Raw genomic sequence first — 14,110 nt, forward strand, 5'->3', positions numbered from 1 at the left:
TTGAAGCCCGGGCGACCCGTCAGACGCCGCCGTGCAACGCCGCCACGCGGGAGGCCTCGGCCCGGAGGGCGTCCACGACCCGACGCACGGAGGGGCGCTCGGCCCGGTCGCGCCGCATCAGGGCCGATACCCAGCGCACGGCCCGGATGCTCTCGAGGGGCACGAGCACCATGTCGTCACGGGCGTCCTTGGCGGTGAAGCGCGGCAGCACGGCGATGCCGAGGCCGGCCCCGACGAGCGACTCGGTCACCTTGGTGTCGCTGAAGCGCTGGGCGACGCGCACGGGACTGCCGGTCACCCGTTCGATCTCGCGGTAGACCCACTCGAACGGGAAGTCGTGGGGCACGCCGATCCAGTTCTCACCCTCGAGGTCGCCGGGCGCGAGCGAGGCGCGACCGGCCAGGCGGTGGTCGGCGGGCAGCGCGATGTCGAGGGGCTCGGTCAGCAGCGGGACGGTGACGAGCCCACGGCCGGGCCAGGGCTTGTCGTCGGACGAGTGCGCGACGACGACGTCGTGGTCGGCGGCCAGTTCGGGGAACTCACGGATCGACGGATCGTGGTCGCTCGCGACGACCACGAGGCCCGGGGTCTCGGCCACCGTGCGCAGCAGCCCCGGCAGCAGCATCTGCCCGCCCGTGGGGAAGGTGGCCAACGTGACCTCGCCCTGCGGGGTCGCGATGAAGTCGTCCCAGACCGCCTGGGCGCGCTCCAGGGCCACGGCGACGTCGGTGGCCGTCTGGGCCAGCACGCGCCCGGAGCCGGTGAGCACGATGCCTCGTCCCACCCGCTCGGTCAGTGCGACCCCGGCCTCGCGCTCGAGCACCTTGAGCTGCTGCGAGACGGCGCTCGGCGTGCGGTGGGTGGCCCGGGCGACGGCGGCCACACTGCCTCGTTCGGCGAGCTCGCGGAGCAGTTCGAGGCGCTTGACATCCATGTAGCGAAACTACCCTGTTTCGGTAGAAACGTGAGATTGATCTACTGCTTTAGGAGGCGCATCATTGAGGAGTCCCCGGAGCGCGTCGTAGCGCTCCCGAGCTCCGGTCGACCTGGTCCCGGGCTCGGTGGCGAATCCATCCCACCACGCAGAACCGCGCGTCGAACCGCGCCAGAAAAGAGTGCCTCATGCTCACCGGAATCATCGTCCTCGTCATCGCCGCAGTCGTCGGAATCGCCGGCTCGCTCGTGTCCGTCGCCCGCGACGGCTTCCGGGCCATCCCGACCAAGACCTACAACCGCTGGTCGTAGTCCACTTCGCGGTGATCGGCGCGTCTCCCTCCTGAGCGTGCCGTCGCCGCGTGTGCCGCCCCCGTGCTGGGGTGCGGCACGAGCACGTCGCCGCCCCCGGGCGAGACGCTGTGACGAAAGGGCACCTCGCCACGCGAGGTGCCCTTTCTGCACGCATCGAGTCGTCGACCCGGTCAGGTGACGCTGAGTCCGAGCTTCCGACCGGCCAGGCCCCTGGCCCGCACGGCCAGCCGTCCCGCCAGCTCGTCGATGGCCGCGGCCGCAGGATCGTCGGGAGCGGCGAGCACGACCGGCACACCGTCGTCACCGCCCTGCCGCAGGCCCAGGCTGAGCGGCACGCTGGCGAGCAGCGGCACCTCGGCCTCTTGCCCGGCCGACAGTCGGCGTGCCGTCTCGACCCCGCCGCCCGACCCGAAGAGCTCGAGGACGCTGCCGTCGGACTGGGGCAGACCGGCCATGTTCTCGACCACTCCGAGCAACCGCTGACCCGTCTGGCGTGCCACGAGCCCGCTGCGCTCGGCGACGTCGGCGGCGGCTGGTTGAGGCGTCGTGACGACCAGCACCTCGGCGTGCGGCAGCAACTGCCCCACCGAGATGGCGACGTCGCCCGTGCCGGGAGGCAGGTCTAGCAGCAACACGTCGAGGTCGCCGAAGTACACGTCGGTGAGGAACTGTTGGATCGTGCGGTGCAGCATGGGCCCGCGCCAGGCGACCGCGGTCGAGGCGTCGTCGACGAACATGCCGATCGAGATGACCTTCACGCCGTGGGCCACGGGCGGCAGGATCATGTCGTCGACGCGGGTGGGCTTCACGGACGCGCCGTCGGGGCCGACGAGGCCGAGCAACCCGGGGATGCTGAAGCCGTAGACGTCGGCGTCGACGATGCCGACCGCCAGGCCGCGGGCCGCGAGGGCGACGGCGAGGTTCGCGGTGACGGTGGACTTGCCCACGCCACCCTTTCCGCTCGTGACGGCGTACACCCGGGTCAGCGTGTCGGGCCCGAACTGCATGCCCCGCGCCGCCCGGCCCGCCCGCAGCTTCTCGGTGAGGGCGTGTCGTTCGTCCTTGGTCATGACGGTCACGTCGACGATCACGCCGGTGACGCCGACCACCGAGGCCGTGGCCTCGCGGACGTCGCGTTCGATCGTGTCGGCGGCGGGACAGCCCACGATCGTGAGCTTCACGGCCACCGTCGCCGCGCCTCCTGCGTCGACGACGACGTCGCCGATCATGTCGAGCTCGGTGACGGGCTTGCGGATCTCGGGGTCGAGCACCCGACCGAGCGCGCGGCGCACGTCGTCCGGAGTCGGCACCGGTGGCCGGGCCGCCGGGGACGCCTCAGCCACGGTGCCCGTCGCGCCGGGTCTCGCGTCGTGACGGGGACGAGGAGGCGCGGGTCGTCTCGACCCCGGAGGTCTCGTCGTCGTCGCGACGGTCGAGCTCGTCGAGCAGCGAGCGCAGTTCGGCCCGGATGAAGTCCTTGCTCGCCATGTCGCGGATCGCGATGCGGAGGGCGACGACCTCGCGGGCCAGGTACTCGGTGTCGGCCAGGTTGCGCTCGGCGCGCTGACGGTCCTGTTCGAACTGCACGCGGTCGCGGTCGTCCTGACGGTTCTGTGCGAGCAGGATCAGGGGAGCGGCGTACGAGGCCTGCAGCGACAGGATCAGCGTCAGCGCCGTGAAGCCGATGGCGGCGCTGTCGAACCGGATGTCGACGGGGGCGACCGTGTTGTAGATCATCCAGACGACGCAGAACAGGGTGAGGGCGATCAGGAAGTAGGGCGTCCCCATGCCGCGGGCGATGGACTCGGTGGCCCGGCCGAACCGGTCGCTGCTGACCCGCTTGCGCCCGGGGAGCACCCGCGTGCGCAGACCCTTCGGGGCGTCGAGGCGGACGTCGTTGCGGTTATCGCGAGCCATCGTCGCTCCTCGTGCTCTGGCCGATCGCCGGGCGACGGGCGCGACCCCGCGGTCGGCTCGCGGTCAGGGGCTGGTCGGGGTCTTGACTGCGCCAGTCGTCGGGCAGCACGTGGTCGAGCACGTCGTCGATGGTGACGACGCCGACCAGGCGGTGTGCCGAATCGACGACGGGTACCGAGACGAGGTTGTAGGTCGCCATGACCCGCGTGACCTCGAGGGCCGTCGCGTCGACGCGGACCGGCTCGGTCGTCTGGTCGAGGATCGTGCCCAGGCGTTCGTTCGGCGGGTAGCGGAGCATCCGCTGGAAGTGCACCATGCCGAGGAACCGGCCGGTGGGCGGCTCGTACGGCGGCAGGACGACGCAGACGGCCGCGCCGAGCGCGGGGGCCAGCTCGTGGCGACGGATGAGGGCGAGGCCCTCGGCGACGGTCGCGTCGGCCGAGACGATGACGGGCTCGGTCGTCATCAGGCCGCCGGCGGTGTCGGAGTCGTAGCTGAGCAGCATGCGCACGTCGTCGGCTTCGTCGGGCTCCATCAACGTGAGGAGTTGCTCGGTGCGCTCGTCGGGCAGCTGGGCGATGAGGTCGGCCGCGTCGTCGGGCTGCATCTGGTCGAGGACGCTCGCCGCGCGGTGGTCGTCGAGGCCCGTGAAGATCTCGACCTGCTCGGCCTCGGGCAGCTCTTCGAGCACGTCGGCGAGGCGGTAGTCGGACAGTTCGCCGGCGACCTCGAGCCGCCGTTCGGGCGTGAGGTCGAGCAGGGTGTTCGCGAGGTCGGCGGGCACGAGGTCGGAGTACGCGGCGATGAGGTGCTCGGCGCTCTGCGCCTCGCCCGGCCCGGCCTCTTCGACCACGTCGTCCCAGGCCGCGAACGCGGTGGGCGGTTTGACGAACGGCGACGGAGACGTCTTGGGCTTGCGCAGGAAGAGCTGACCGACCTCCCAGTCGCCCTCGCTCACCTCGTCGATCGCCACGTCCTCGATCGTGGCGTGGCCGCCACCGTGCCGGAACGACACCCGGCGACCGAGCAGGTCGGCGATGACCCGGGTCTCGCCGCCACGCTGCTCGAAGCGGCGGAGGGTGATGACGCCGTTCGTGATGATCTGACCCGAGCCGATGCTCGTGACGCGGCCGATGCCCACGAAGACCCGGCGCTTGCCGGGGACCTCGACGACGAGCCCCACCACGCGGGGCGCCCCGGTGCGGCGGTAGACCACCAGCACGTCGCGCACCTTGCCGACCTTGTCGCCCGCGGGGTCGAAGACGGAGCAACCGGCCAGCCGGGCGACGAAGACTCTGGTTGCACTCACGCGTCCAATTTAGTCGCTCGCACCGTCGTCGCCGACGGGGGCTCGGCAGGGGCACCGTGTTTAATGCAGGGATGACGAACCCGGGCCCCGTGGGGCGACGTCCGCCGATGGTGCCCACCCTGCCGCGGGGCGACGTCCTCGGCACCTACGACACGTATCCCGAGGCCCAGCGCGTGGTCGACCGGTTGTCGCAGGCCGAGTTCCCGATCAAGCGGCTGGCGATCATCGGCAACGACCTCAAGACCGTCGAACGCGTCACCGGTCGGCTGAGCTACGGGCGCGCCGCGCTGGCGGGGGCCGTGACCGGACTCTGGCTCGGGGTCTTCTTCGGGCTCGTCATGCTCGTCTTCGCGACCGAGACGGCGACCGCGGCCACCGTCGGGGCGGCCGCCCTGCTCGGCGCGGGCTTCGGCATGCTCTACGGCATCGTCAGCTTCGCGATCACGCGACGTCGCCGCGACTTCACCTCGACGCACCAGGTGCTCGCGTCGAACTACCAGATCGTGGTCGACCCCGAGGTCTCCGGTCGGGCGCACGAGATCCTCGCCCGTCCCGAGACCCCGCGCCGCTGACGTACCCTGGTGTCGACATGGCACCCCGCGACCCCTCCACGACGGCCACCCGGGCCGAGCGCTTCGCGCGTGGTTGGCTGACCGCCGGCGCCTCGACCCTCGTCGCGGCCTTCTCCCACGTGGCGGGCGGCGGCATGCAACCCGGCGTGCTCGGCGTCGTCCTCGCTCTCGCCGTGGCCGTGCCCGTCTCGATCGCCCTGGCCGGCGTGCACCTCTCGACCGTGCGGCTGGCCGTCGCGGTCGCGCTCAGCCAGGTCGCGTTCCACCTCCTCTTCTCACTCGGCGCCGAGGGCGGCGGCGGAGCCTCCGCCACGGGCGGGCACCACTCGGCGCTCGTCATCTCGACGGCCGCCGACGGGTCCGTGTCCGGTGCGGTCGCGGGTGCCATGGTCATGGGCGGCCCCACCATGTGGCTGGCCCACGCCCTCGCGGCCGTGGTCACGATCATCGCCCTCCGGCGGGGCGAGGGTGCCGCCTGGGCCCTGGTCCGGCTGGCTGTCCGCGGCCTGACCGTCGCGCGCCTCCTGACGGCCGGGCACCGGCCCGAGGCGCCCGTCGTCCGCCGCCCGCCGACCCCGACTGGTCTCCGTCCGCGCCCTCCCGGGCGGCGACACCTCACGGCCCGGCCCCGCCGCGGTCCGCCCTGCCCTGCCTGACCCCTCACGCCGTCGACCTCCGTCGTCGGTGACCCCGTCGTGCGCGCCCCCCGCGCCGTCGGGCCCCATCGTCATGCACCGCAGACCGATCGCACTCGCGATCGAGAGGACCAGATCCATGAACCGCACCACCGTCCCCGCATCCGTCACGACCCGACGTCCCCGCTCGTCCGCCGTCGTCGCCCGGTCGGCCGCCGCGCTCGGCGCCGCCGCCCTGCTCGCGCTGGCTGCGCCCCTCGCGGCGTCGGCCCACGTCCACGTCGAGCCCGGCCAGGCCGAGGCCGGCTCGTACGAGACCCTGACCTTCAAGGTGCCGAACGAATCCGCGACCGCCGGCACCGTCGGGCTCGTCGTCGACCTGCCCACCGACACCCCGTTCACCTCGGTGTCGTACCAGCCCCTGCCGGGGTGGACCACCGAGGTCACCACCAGCACGTTGCCCGAGCCGGTCGAGCTCGACGGCACGACGATCACCGAGGCGCCGACCCAGGTGACGTGGACGGCCGAAGGTGACACGCAGATCGCCCCGGGTCAGTTCCAGGAGTTCGTCATCTCGGCCGGTGCGGTGCCCGACACCGGGTCGATCGCCCTGCCGGCCCACCAGCGCTACTCGGACGGCACGGTCGTCGACTGGGCCGACGCGACGCCGGCCTCGGGAGAAGAGCCCGAGCACCCTGCACCGACCCTCTACGTGAACGACGCCCCGCCGGCCGACGAGCACGCCGGGCACGAGACGGACGGCGACACGACGACCGCGGGTCTCAGCACCTCCGGCGACTCGGCGTCGGGTTCCGGCGACGCAGCGGTCGGACCGCTCGCGATCGGCCTCGGCATCGGCGGGCTCGCCCTCGGCGCCCTGGCGCTCGTCGTCTCGGTCGTGGCACTGACCCGTCGGCCCCGCGCGACGGCGTCCGGTGCCTCGACGAGCGGCCGGGTGGACGCGTGACGGCCGCTCGCCTGCGGGCACCGCGCCTCCTCGGCGTCCTCGCGATCGCCGGCCTCGGTGCCGCGACCGGCGCCTTCGCCCTGGTGCCGGCGGGCCCGGCCGCGGCGCACGACTACGTCGTGAGCAGCACGCCCGCCGCCGGGTCGACCGTCGACTCGTCCCCGTCGGCCGTGTCGATCACGTTCAACGACGTGATCCTCGACCTCTCGGGGACCGGCAGCTCGAACGTGCTCGAAGTCACCGACGCCGCGGGCCTGCACTACGAGGACGGCTGCTCGACCACCTCGGGGCCGACCCTCACGACCGGCGTCGCACTGGGGTCGCCCGGCGCGTACACGATGACCTACCAGGCGGTCTCGGCCGACGGCCACACCGTGTCGGACGCCGTCCCGTTCACCTACGCACCCGCCGCGGGCATCGCCGAGGGGGTCGGCTCGCCGACCCGTCCGAGCTGCGGCAGCGCAGGAGGCGCGGGGGGCGACTCCGGCGCATCCACCGGTGACGAGACCGACGCGGCCTCGCCCTCGGCGTCGACCGAGCCCGAGATGACGACCCTGGCGACCCCGGGTGACGACACCGTGGCGACACCGTCGGCCGCGTCCGAGTCGGGCTCGGTCGACGCCGGTCTCGTCATCGGCATCGCCGTCGCCATCGTCGTGCTGGCCGCCGCCGGTGTGTTCGTGGCGATCGTCACGGGTCGGCGACGGGACGGGACGCCCGCCGAGGCCGAGGTCGACGACCCGTCGGCCCCGGACGGCGACGAGTCGTCCGACGGGCGATGACCCTGCCTCGCTGATCGGGGCGTGGGCGGACGAAGGGCCCCGGGTGCGATGCACCCGGGGCCCTTCGGCGTCGGACCTCAGTCGCGCGAGATCCACGCCTCGACGTCGGCGACCGTGCGGGGGATGCCGACCGACAGGTTCTCGGCGCCGTCGGCGGTCACGAGGACGTCGTCCTCGATGCGGACGCCGATGCCGCGGAACTCTTCCGGGACGGTGAGGTCGTCGGGCTGGAAGTACAGGCCGGGCTCGATCGTGAACACCATGCCGGGCTCGAGCACGCCGTCGAGGTAGAGGTCGCGGCGGGCGGCGGCACAGTCGTGCACGTCGATGCCGAGGTGGTGGCTCGTGCCGTGCACCATGTAGCGACGGTGGTACTGGTGGTCGGGCTCCAGCGACTCGTCGGCGGAGACGGGCAGGAAGCCCCATTCGGCCGTGCGTTCGGCGATGACCTTCATGGCCGTCGCGTGGATCTCACGGAACGCGATGCCCGGGCGCACGATCGCGAACGCTGCGTCGGCCGCCTCGAGCACGGCCTCGTAGACCAGGCGCTGCACGTCGGTGAACCGGCCCGAGACGGGCAGCGTACGGGTGATGTCCGCCGTGTAGAGGCTGTCGAGCTCGATGCCGGCGTCGATCAGGATGAGGTCGCCGTCGCGCACGACACCGTCGTTGCGCGTCCAGTGCAGGACGCAGGCGTGGTCGCCCGACGCGGCGATCGTGTCGTAGCCGACCGTGTTGCCGTCGGCGCGGGCGCGACGGTTGAAGGTGCCCTCGACGAGGCGTTCGCCGCGCGGGTGAGCGACGATGTCGTCGAAGTCGGCGATCACGTCGGTGAAGCCCTTGCCCGTCACCGTCACCGCCTGGCGCATCTGGGCGACCTCGTACGCGTCTTTGACGAGCCGCAGTTCGCTCAGGTCGCGGGCGAGGTCGGCGGAGGTCGCCCGCCCGGGGGTGCTGTCGTCGTCGGGTGTCACGTCGCCCGCCGCCGCCGAGGCGGGGGACTGCTCGGCTGCGGCCTCGACGACGGCGTCGAGACGACGGGTCAGGTCGGGATCGGCTTCGCGGACGACGAGGGTCTCGGCGTCGACCGTGCTGACCACGGCCTCGAAGTCGGCCAGGTCGCGCGTGGCCAGACCCAGGTCGGCGGCGACCTGCGTCAACGAGGGGCGGGGGCCGATCCAGAACTCGCCGATCTCGGGGTTGGCGTAGAACTCGTCCGAGTCACGGCCGGCGCTCGCGCGCAGGTACAGGGTGGCGTCGTGCCCGTCGGCCGTGGGCTCGAGCACGAGCACCGAACCGGGCACGGTGTCCGAACCCCAGCCCGTCAGGTGCGAGAACGCCGAGTGCGCGCGGAAGGGGTAGTCGCAGTCGTTCGAGCGGACCTTGGCGGAGCCGGCCGGCACGACCAGGCGGGTGCCCGGGTGCAGTGCGGACAGCCGCGCGCGGCGGTCGGCGGCGAACGGCGCCTGCTCACGCGGCTCGGGCAGCACGTCGGGGCGGTCGGCCCACTGCGACGAGATGTAGTCCTTGAACGTGTCCGACCCGGGAGTGGTGGAGCGGTTGGTGGTCGCGCGCGGCGCCTTCTGATCTGCCATGCCCACCATTGTCCCGCCAAACGGGCCCGACGCCCAGTCGGCGCGGTCAGGCCCCCGTGCGACTGAGCTGGGCGACGACCGGACGGTGGTCGCTGCCGGCGTCGTCGAGCCCGGTCACGACCCGGTAGCCGGTCGGCAGCCACTGCTCGGTCGCCATGACGTGGTCGATCGGGGCGCCGAGGAGGGGAGGGACGTCGGTCGGCCAGGTGCCGACCCCGGCGTTGGCGGTCGCTTCGGCGGCGTCACGGCAGGCGCCGAGGGCCCCACCGTCGGAGCCGAGCCCGGCCATGTGGTCGAGCGTGGCGTTGAAGTCGCCCGCCATGATGACGTCGCCCGACCGGCAGACGTCGGCGAGGTACCCGAGGCCGGCGCGCCACTGCCCCATGTGATCGGGCGTCGGCGACACGGGGTGGGCGGCGACGATGGTGGGCCCTTCGCCCGACACGGGCGTCGCCACGACCGTCGGGAGCACGGGCGTCGTGCGTGCGTCGGTCGTGCCGTCGTCGCCGACCGCGACCTGGTAGTCGCCGAGCGCGGCGCTGATCAGCAGGGTCGTCGAGCGGCCGCTCGCGATCTGGTCGTAGGCCACCGTGTGCACCCACATGGGCTTGCCGGCGGCGGCCATGGCCTCGGCGACGGCGACGCCGACCTCCTGTCGGGTCTCGGGGAGGGCGATCACGTCGGCGCCGACCTCGGTCGCGAGGGCGACCACGGCGTCGGCCCCGGTCGCCGCGCCGAGCGTGTTCCACGACAGGACGGTGACGTCGGTGGGCGTCTTCTCGACGAAGTCGGTGCGGCCGAGGCCTCGAGCCGTCACGACGCCGGCCGAGAGGACGCCGAAGACGAGGAGCAGCACGGCCGCACTCGCCGTCAACGACCGGATCGGTCGGGCGATCAGGCCGAGCACGAGCAGCAGCACCGTCAGGACGATCGCCACGGCCGCGGCGACGAGGCGGAACGACACCACCTGAGCGACCGGGAAGACGCGCTGCAGCCCGACGGCCTGAGGCCAGAGGGCGGCCACCAGCACGGCGGCGACGGCGAGGACGAAGACGAGAGCGACGAGACGACGGATCATGGCCCCTGGAGCCTAGGGGAACCCCCCACCGCAGGTCGGGCGCCGCACGGACGGCTCGGAAGCGCGCCGCCTACGATGGGGGGATGCCCAAGCGCCTGGTCGACCTGCACACTCACTCGAGCGTGTCGGACGGCACCGAGGCGCCCGCCGCCTTGATCGCGTCGGCCGTGCGGGCGGGGCTCGACACCGTCGCCCTGACCGACCACGACAGCACCGCCGGGTGGGCCGAGGCCTCGGCCGCCGTCGCCGGGACGGGGCTCACCCTCGTCCCCGGCATGGAGCTCAGCACCCGACTCGGCTTGAACAGCGTGCACATGCTCGGCTACCTCTTCGACCCCGCGCACCCGGGTCTGGTCGCCGAGACGGCACGCCTCCGCGACAGTCGTCTGCACCGTGCCGAGCGCATCGTCGAGCGCATCGCCGCCGACTACGACCTCACCTGGGGCGACGTCCTCGCCCAGGCCAGCTCGGGGGCGACGCTGGGCCGGCCGCACATCGCCGACGCCCTCGTCGCGAAGGGCTACGCACCCGACCGCAGCGCCGCCTTCGCGGGCATCCTGCACTGGCGGTCCGGGTACTACGAACCACACGAGGCGCCCAGTCCCCTGATCGGCGTCCGGCTGATCCGCGACGCCGGGGGAGTCCCCGTCATCGCCCACCCCGCGACCCGGGGGCGCGAGCCCAACGTCTCGAGCGAGGGCTTCGAGGCCCTGGTCGACGCCGGCCTGCTCGGCGTCGAGATCGACCACCGCGAGAACACCACGGCGGGCAAGGCGCGACTGCTCGAGCTCGCCCGGCGGCACGATCTCATCGTGACCGGGTCGAGCGACTACCACGGCGACGGCAAGCCCAACCGGCTGGGCGAGAACACCACGGCTCCCGATCAGCTCGACCGGATCGTCGACGCGGCGACCGGGTGGGTGCCCGTCCGGGGCTGAGCCGACCCGCGCCTCCACGTCCTGGACGGCGGCGGGCCGGACAACGAGGGGCCGGACGCACGAGACCCCCTCGCCGCGGACGGTCGAGGGGGTCTGGGTGTAGGACGAGCGTCAGCCCTGGGGCTGCGACGAGGAGTCGCCCGCGGGGCGGCGGCGACGGTTGCGGCTGCGCTTGCGCGGGGCCTCACCCGTGCCCTCGCCGGCCGGAGTCGCCGCGTCGGGTGCCTGGCCGGCACCGCGACCCGTGGCCGAGGGCTCACCCGAGGTGCGGACGGGAGCGTCGCCGCGACCGCGACCACGACCCCTGTCTCGGTCGCCCTGCGGGCCGCCGGTGCGCTCGCGCGTGCCGGCCGAACCCGCCTTGACCGCCGACAGGGAAGTCGCCCGCAGGCGCCCCTTGGTGCCGGCGGGGATGTCGAGGTCGGTGAAGAGGTGCGGGCTCGACGAGTAGGTCTCGACCGGTTCGGGCTGACCCATGTCGAGGGCCCGGTTGATCAGGGCCCACTTGTGCAGGTCGTCCCAGTCGACGAACGTCACGGCGATGCCGGTCTTGCCCGCACGGCCGGTGCGGCCGGCGCGGTGCAGGTACGTGTCGTGGTCGTCGGGCACGGTGTGGTTGATGACGTGCGTGACGTCGTTCACGTCGATGCCGCGGGCCGCGACGTCGGTCGCGATCAGGATGTCCTTCTTGCCCGCCTTGAAGGCGGCCATGGCCCGCTCGCGCTGCTCCTGGTTGAGGTCGCCGTGGACGGCGGCCGCGTTGAAGCCGCGATCGTTCAGCTCTTCGACGAGCTTGGCGGCCGCGCGCTTGGTGCGGGTGAAGACGACGGTCTTGCCACGACCCTCGGCCTGGAGGATGCGCGCGATCACCTCGTCCTTGTCGAGCGAGTGGGCGCGGTAGACGACGTGCTTGATGTTCGCCTGCGTCAGGCCCTCGTCGGGGTCGGTCGCGCGGATGTGGATCGGCTTCGACATGAAACGGCGGGCCAGCGCCACGATGGGGCCGGGCATCGTCGCCGAGAACAACATGGTGTGACGGGTGGCCGGCACCTGCTGGAAGATCTTCTCGATGTCGCTGAGGAACCCCAGGTCGAGCATCTTGTCGGCTTCGTCGAGCACGACCTCTTGCACCTCTTTGAGGTTCAGGAGGCGCTGGCCGGCCAGGTCGAGGAGGCGCCCGGGGGTGCCCACGACGATCTGCGCGCCGGCCTTGAGCTGCTCGACCTGGCCTTCGTAGGCCTTGCCGCCGTAGATGCTGACGATCTTGGTGGCACGGTTCGCGGTGGCGACCTCGAGGTCGTCGGCCACCTGGACGCACAGTTCACGCGTGGGGACGACGACGAGCACCTTGACGCCGGGGCCCGGGTCGAGGCCGATGCGCTGGATGATCGGGAGGCCGAAGCCGAAGGTCTTGCCGGTGCCCGTCTTGGCCTGGCCGATGATGTCCTGGCCGGCGAGGGCGAGGGGGATGGTCTGGGTCTGGATGGGGAAAGGTTCGAGGATCCCCTTCGACGCCAGAGCGTCGACCATGTCGGGGTCGATCGCGAGGTCAGTGAATGTCAAAGTGTTGCCCTGTCTCATATAGGGGGATGCGAGGAGTTTAGCCCGTCGCGACGGGCGGCCTCTCGGACCCCGTAAGATGTGGGCGTGGTGTCCTGGCCCGGTCGAGGTGCGAAACGCGGCGTCCCGTCCCTGCAGTGGCCGCGGCCCGCAGCGAAGCCGACCCCCGTGGCGCGGGTCGAGCTCGACCAGTTCACCCCCGACCTGCTGGTCTTCCTCGGGCACGCGGCCTATCTCGAGCTCGCGCTCTTCGAGACTCTGGGGCGCTCGTCCGCGTTCGCCCCCGACGTCCGCGCGAAAGAGACCACCGGTCGCATCGCCGAGACGACGTTGGCACGACACCGTGGCCTGGTGGCCGAGATCGAACGGTCGGGGCACGACGCCACCGAGTCGATGGAGCCCCACATCGCCGCGATCGACGAATTCCGGGCCCGGACCGAAGGCACGGACTGGTACGAGGCGATCCTCGCGGACTACGTCGCGGCCGGCCTGCTCAACGACGTGTTCGTCCGGTTGGCGGCCGGACTGCCCGCGGACCACCACAAGCGCATCGTGGCGGTGCTCGAGGCCCATGACGACGCACCGCTCGTCGTGCGAGAACTCTCGGCGGCCATCGAGGCCGACCCGCGACTCGCGTCGCGGCTGGCTCTCTGGGGACGCAGGCTGGTGGGCGACACCCTGTTGGTCGCGCGCGCTGCCGTCTCGGCGTCGCACGTGTCGGCGGACGACGAGCGTCTCGAGCCGGTCTTCACCGAACTCATCGCCGCCCACACCCGCCGCATGGACGCCCTCGGGCTCACCGCCTGACCCGTTCCCTGGGGTCGGCTCCCGGGCAGACCCGACGCCGGTCCGCCGGCAGACCGCTCGTCAGAGGTGGTCGACGGGAGGCGCGGTGTCAGGAAGAGGAGCGCACCAGGCGGGCGAAGTGCTGACTGTCGCGGGCGCGGCGACGGCCAGCGGCGACGCGACAGACCACGATCGCGACGACGCCCGGCAGGACGAGCCCTGCCACCCAGATCCAGCCGCCGTCCGCGGGCCACCCTGCCCAGGTGAGGGCCTCCCACACGATCGCGGCCACGACGGCACCGGAGGCCGGCGCGAGCAGGACGCCGCGGGTGTCGGTGTCAGGCAGCGCGTAGTGGAACACGAAGCCGAGGATGGCGCCGCCCAGGACGACGAAGAGGAGTTCCACGGCTAGCTGACGAACCCGACCTTGCGGCTCTCTTCGCTGCCGACCTCGACGTAGGCGAGAGACGCGGTGGGGACCAGGTAGGTCTTGCCCTTGGAGTCGGCGAGGGTGACGTACGACTTGCCGCCGTCGAGGGCGTCGCCGACGACCTTCTCGACCTCGTCGGCGGTCTGCGCCGTCTCGAAGCTGATCTCACGGGGGCTGTTGGTGATGCCGATGCGAATGTCCACGTGGTCACGATAACCGACCTCGCCGCCCCGGTTCTGCACGTTCACTGTCGGCGCACAGGCGGTTCCCCCTCGGGTCGTCGCCCATCCACC

General features: G+C 72.4%; 16 protein-coding genes. 7 read left to right on the plus strand and 9 right to left on the minus strand.

The window, feature by feature from the left end; genetic code table 11:
• Positions 1 to 19: 19 nt before the first annotated feature.
• On the minus strand, positions 20 to 934 hold the full coding sequence (locus AC1MBW_RS11095; RefSeq protein WP_054145325.1) for a LysR family transcriptional regulator: 915 nt from the start codon (positions 932 to 934) through the stop codon (positions 20 to 22).
• A gap of 188 nt (positions 935 to 1,122) precedes the next feature.
• Here AC1MBW_RS11095 and AC1MBW_RS11100 point away from each other — a divergent pair, with 188 nt between their 5' ends.
• Positions 1,123 to 1,245, plus strand: a complete 123-nt coding sequence (locus AC1MBW_RS11100) for a hypothetical protein (protein ID WP_255349746.1) — start codon at positions 1,123 to 1,125, stop codon at positions 1,243 to 1,245.
• Between the two features lie 173 nt (positions 1,246 to 1,418).
• Here AC1MBW_RS11100 and AC1MBW_RS11105 read toward each other — a convergent pair whose 3' ends face one another.
• From AC1MBW_RS11105 to AC1MBW_RS11115, 3 genes are read right to left on the minus strand one after another with little or no spacing between them, the layout of a single operon-like run.
• On the minus strand, positions 1,419 to 2,591 hold the full coding sequence (locus AC1MBW_RS11105; RefSeq protein ID WP_480024504.1) for an Mrp/NBP35 family ATP-binding protein: 1,173 nt from the start codon (positions 2,589 to 2,591) through the stop codon (positions 1,419 to 1,421).
• Positions 2,584 to 3,165 carry a DUF1003 domain-containing protein gene (locus tag AC1MBW_RS11110; protein ID WP_054145323.1) on the minus strand — a complete coding sequence of 194 codons (582 nt, stop codon included), beginning with the start codon at positions 3,163 to 3,165 and terminating at the stop codon, positions 2,584 to 2,586. Before AC1MBW_RS11110 ends, AC1MBW_RS11105 begins: the two co-directional genes overlap by 8 nt.
• Positions 3,152 to 4,474, minus strand: coding sequence for a magnesium transporter MgtE N-terminal domain-containing protein (locus tag AC1MBW_RS11115; RefSeq protein WP_480024505.1), 1,323 nt, complete (start codon positions 4,472 to 4,474; stop codon positions 3,152 to 3,154). The genes AC1MBW_RS11110 and AC1MBW_RS11115 overlap by 14 nt, the downstream gene beginning before the upstream one ends.
• A gap of 71 nt (positions 4,475 to 4,545) precedes the next feature.
• On the opposite strand from AC1MBW_RS11115, the gene AC1MBW_RS11120 reads away from it, so the two are divergent.
• From AC1MBW_RS11120 to AC1MBW_RS11135, 4 genes are all read left to right on the plus strand, one after another.
• Positions 4,546 to 5,046: a YflT domain-containing protein gene (locus tag AC1MBW_RS11120; RefSeq protein WP_056048662.1), complete on the plus strand. Its 501-nt coding sequence runs from the start codon at positions 4,546 to 4,548 to the stop codon at positions 5,044 to 5,046.
• A 17-nt stretch (positions 5,047 to 5,063) separates the two neighbouring features.
• On the plus strand, positions 5,064 to 5,702 hold the full coding sequence (locus AC1MBW_RS11125) for a hypothetical protein (RefSeq protein WP_480024506.1): 639 nt from the start codon (positions 5,064 to 5,066) through the stop codon (positions 5,700 to 5,702).
• A gap of 118 nt (positions 5,703 to 5,820) precedes the next feature.
• A complete protein-coding gene (locus AC1MBW_RS11130) occupies positions 5,821 to 6,648 on the plus strand; it encodes a YcnI family copper-binding membrane protein (protein ID WP_480024507.1) in 828 nt (275 codons plus the stop codon).
• Positions 6,645 to 7,430, plus strand: coding sequence for a copper resistance CopC family protein (locus AC1MBW_RS11135; protein ID WP_480024508.1), 786 nt, complete (start codon positions 6,645 to 6,647; stop codon positions 7,428 to 7,430). The genes AC1MBW_RS11130 and AC1MBW_RS11135 overlap by 4 nt, the downstream gene beginning before the upstream one ends.
• A gap of 77 nt (positions 7,431 to 7,507) precedes the next feature.
• Here AC1MBW_RS11135 and AC1MBW_RS11140 read toward each other — a convergent pair whose 3' ends face one another.
• The gene (locus AC1MBW_RS11140) at positions 7,508 to 9,025 is read right to left on the minus strand and encodes an aminopeptidase P family protein (protein ID WP_480024509.1); all 1,518 of its coding nucleotides are present in this window, start codon (positions 9,023 to 9,025) and stop codon (positions 7,508 to 7,510) included.
• 46 nt (positions 9,026 to 9,071) lie between these two features.
• Positions 9,072 to 10,103: an endonuclease/exonuclease/phosphatase family protein gene (locus AC1MBW_RS11145; protein WP_480024510.1), complete on the minus strand. Its 1,032-nt coding sequence runs from the start codon at positions 10,101 to 10,103 to the stop codon at positions 9,072 to 9,074.
• 83 nt (positions 10,104 to 10,186) lie between these two features.
• Between AC1MBW_RS11145 and AC1MBW_RS11150 the strand changes: the two genes are divergently transcribed.
• A complete protein-coding gene (locus AC1MBW_RS11150; RefSeq protein WP_480024511.1) occupies positions 10,187 to 11,041 on the plus strand; it encodes a PHP domain-containing protein in 855 nt (284 codons plus the stop codon).
• 111 nt (positions 11,042 to 11,152) lie between these two features.
• Here AC1MBW_RS11150 and AC1MBW_RS11155 read toward each other — a convergent pair whose 3' ends face one another.
• Positions 11,153 to 12,604: a DEAD/DEAH box helicase gene (locus AC1MBW_RS11155; RefSeq protein WP_480024512.1), complete on the minus strand. Its 1,452-nt coding sequence runs from the start codon at positions 12,602 to 12,604 to the stop codon at positions 11,153 to 11,155.
• An 84-nt stretch (positions 12,605 to 12,688) separates the two neighbouring features.
• On the opposite strand from AC1MBW_RS11155, the gene AC1MBW_RS11160 reads away from it, so the two are divergent.
• A complete protein-coding gene (locus AC1MBW_RS11160; RefSeq protein ID WP_082383193.1) occupies positions 12,689 to 13,408 on the plus strand; it encodes a ferritin-like fold-containing protein in 720 nt (239 codons plus the stop codon).
• Between the two features lie 88 nt (positions 13,409 to 13,496).
• Here AC1MBW_RS11160 and AC1MBW_RS11165 read toward each other — a convergent pair whose 3' ends face one another.
• Positions 13,497 to 13,793, minus strand: a complete 297-nt coding sequence (locus AC1MBW_RS11165) for a hypothetical protein (RefSeq protein WP_054145316.1) — start codon at positions 13,791 to 13,793, stop codon at positions 13,497 to 13,499.
• A gap of 2 nt (positions 13,794 to 13,795) precedes the next feature.
• Positions 13,796 to 14,020 (minus strand): DUF3107 domain-containing protein, encoded by a 225-nt coding sequence (locus AC1MBW_RS11170; RefSeq protein ID WP_043595511.1) that lies wholly within the window; start codon positions 14,018 to 14,020, stop codon positions 13,796 to 13,798.
• Between the last annotated feature and the right edge of the window lie 90 nt (positions 14,021 to 14,110).

It is taken from the genome of Frigoribacterium sp. AP1 (genome assembly GCF_056680555.1).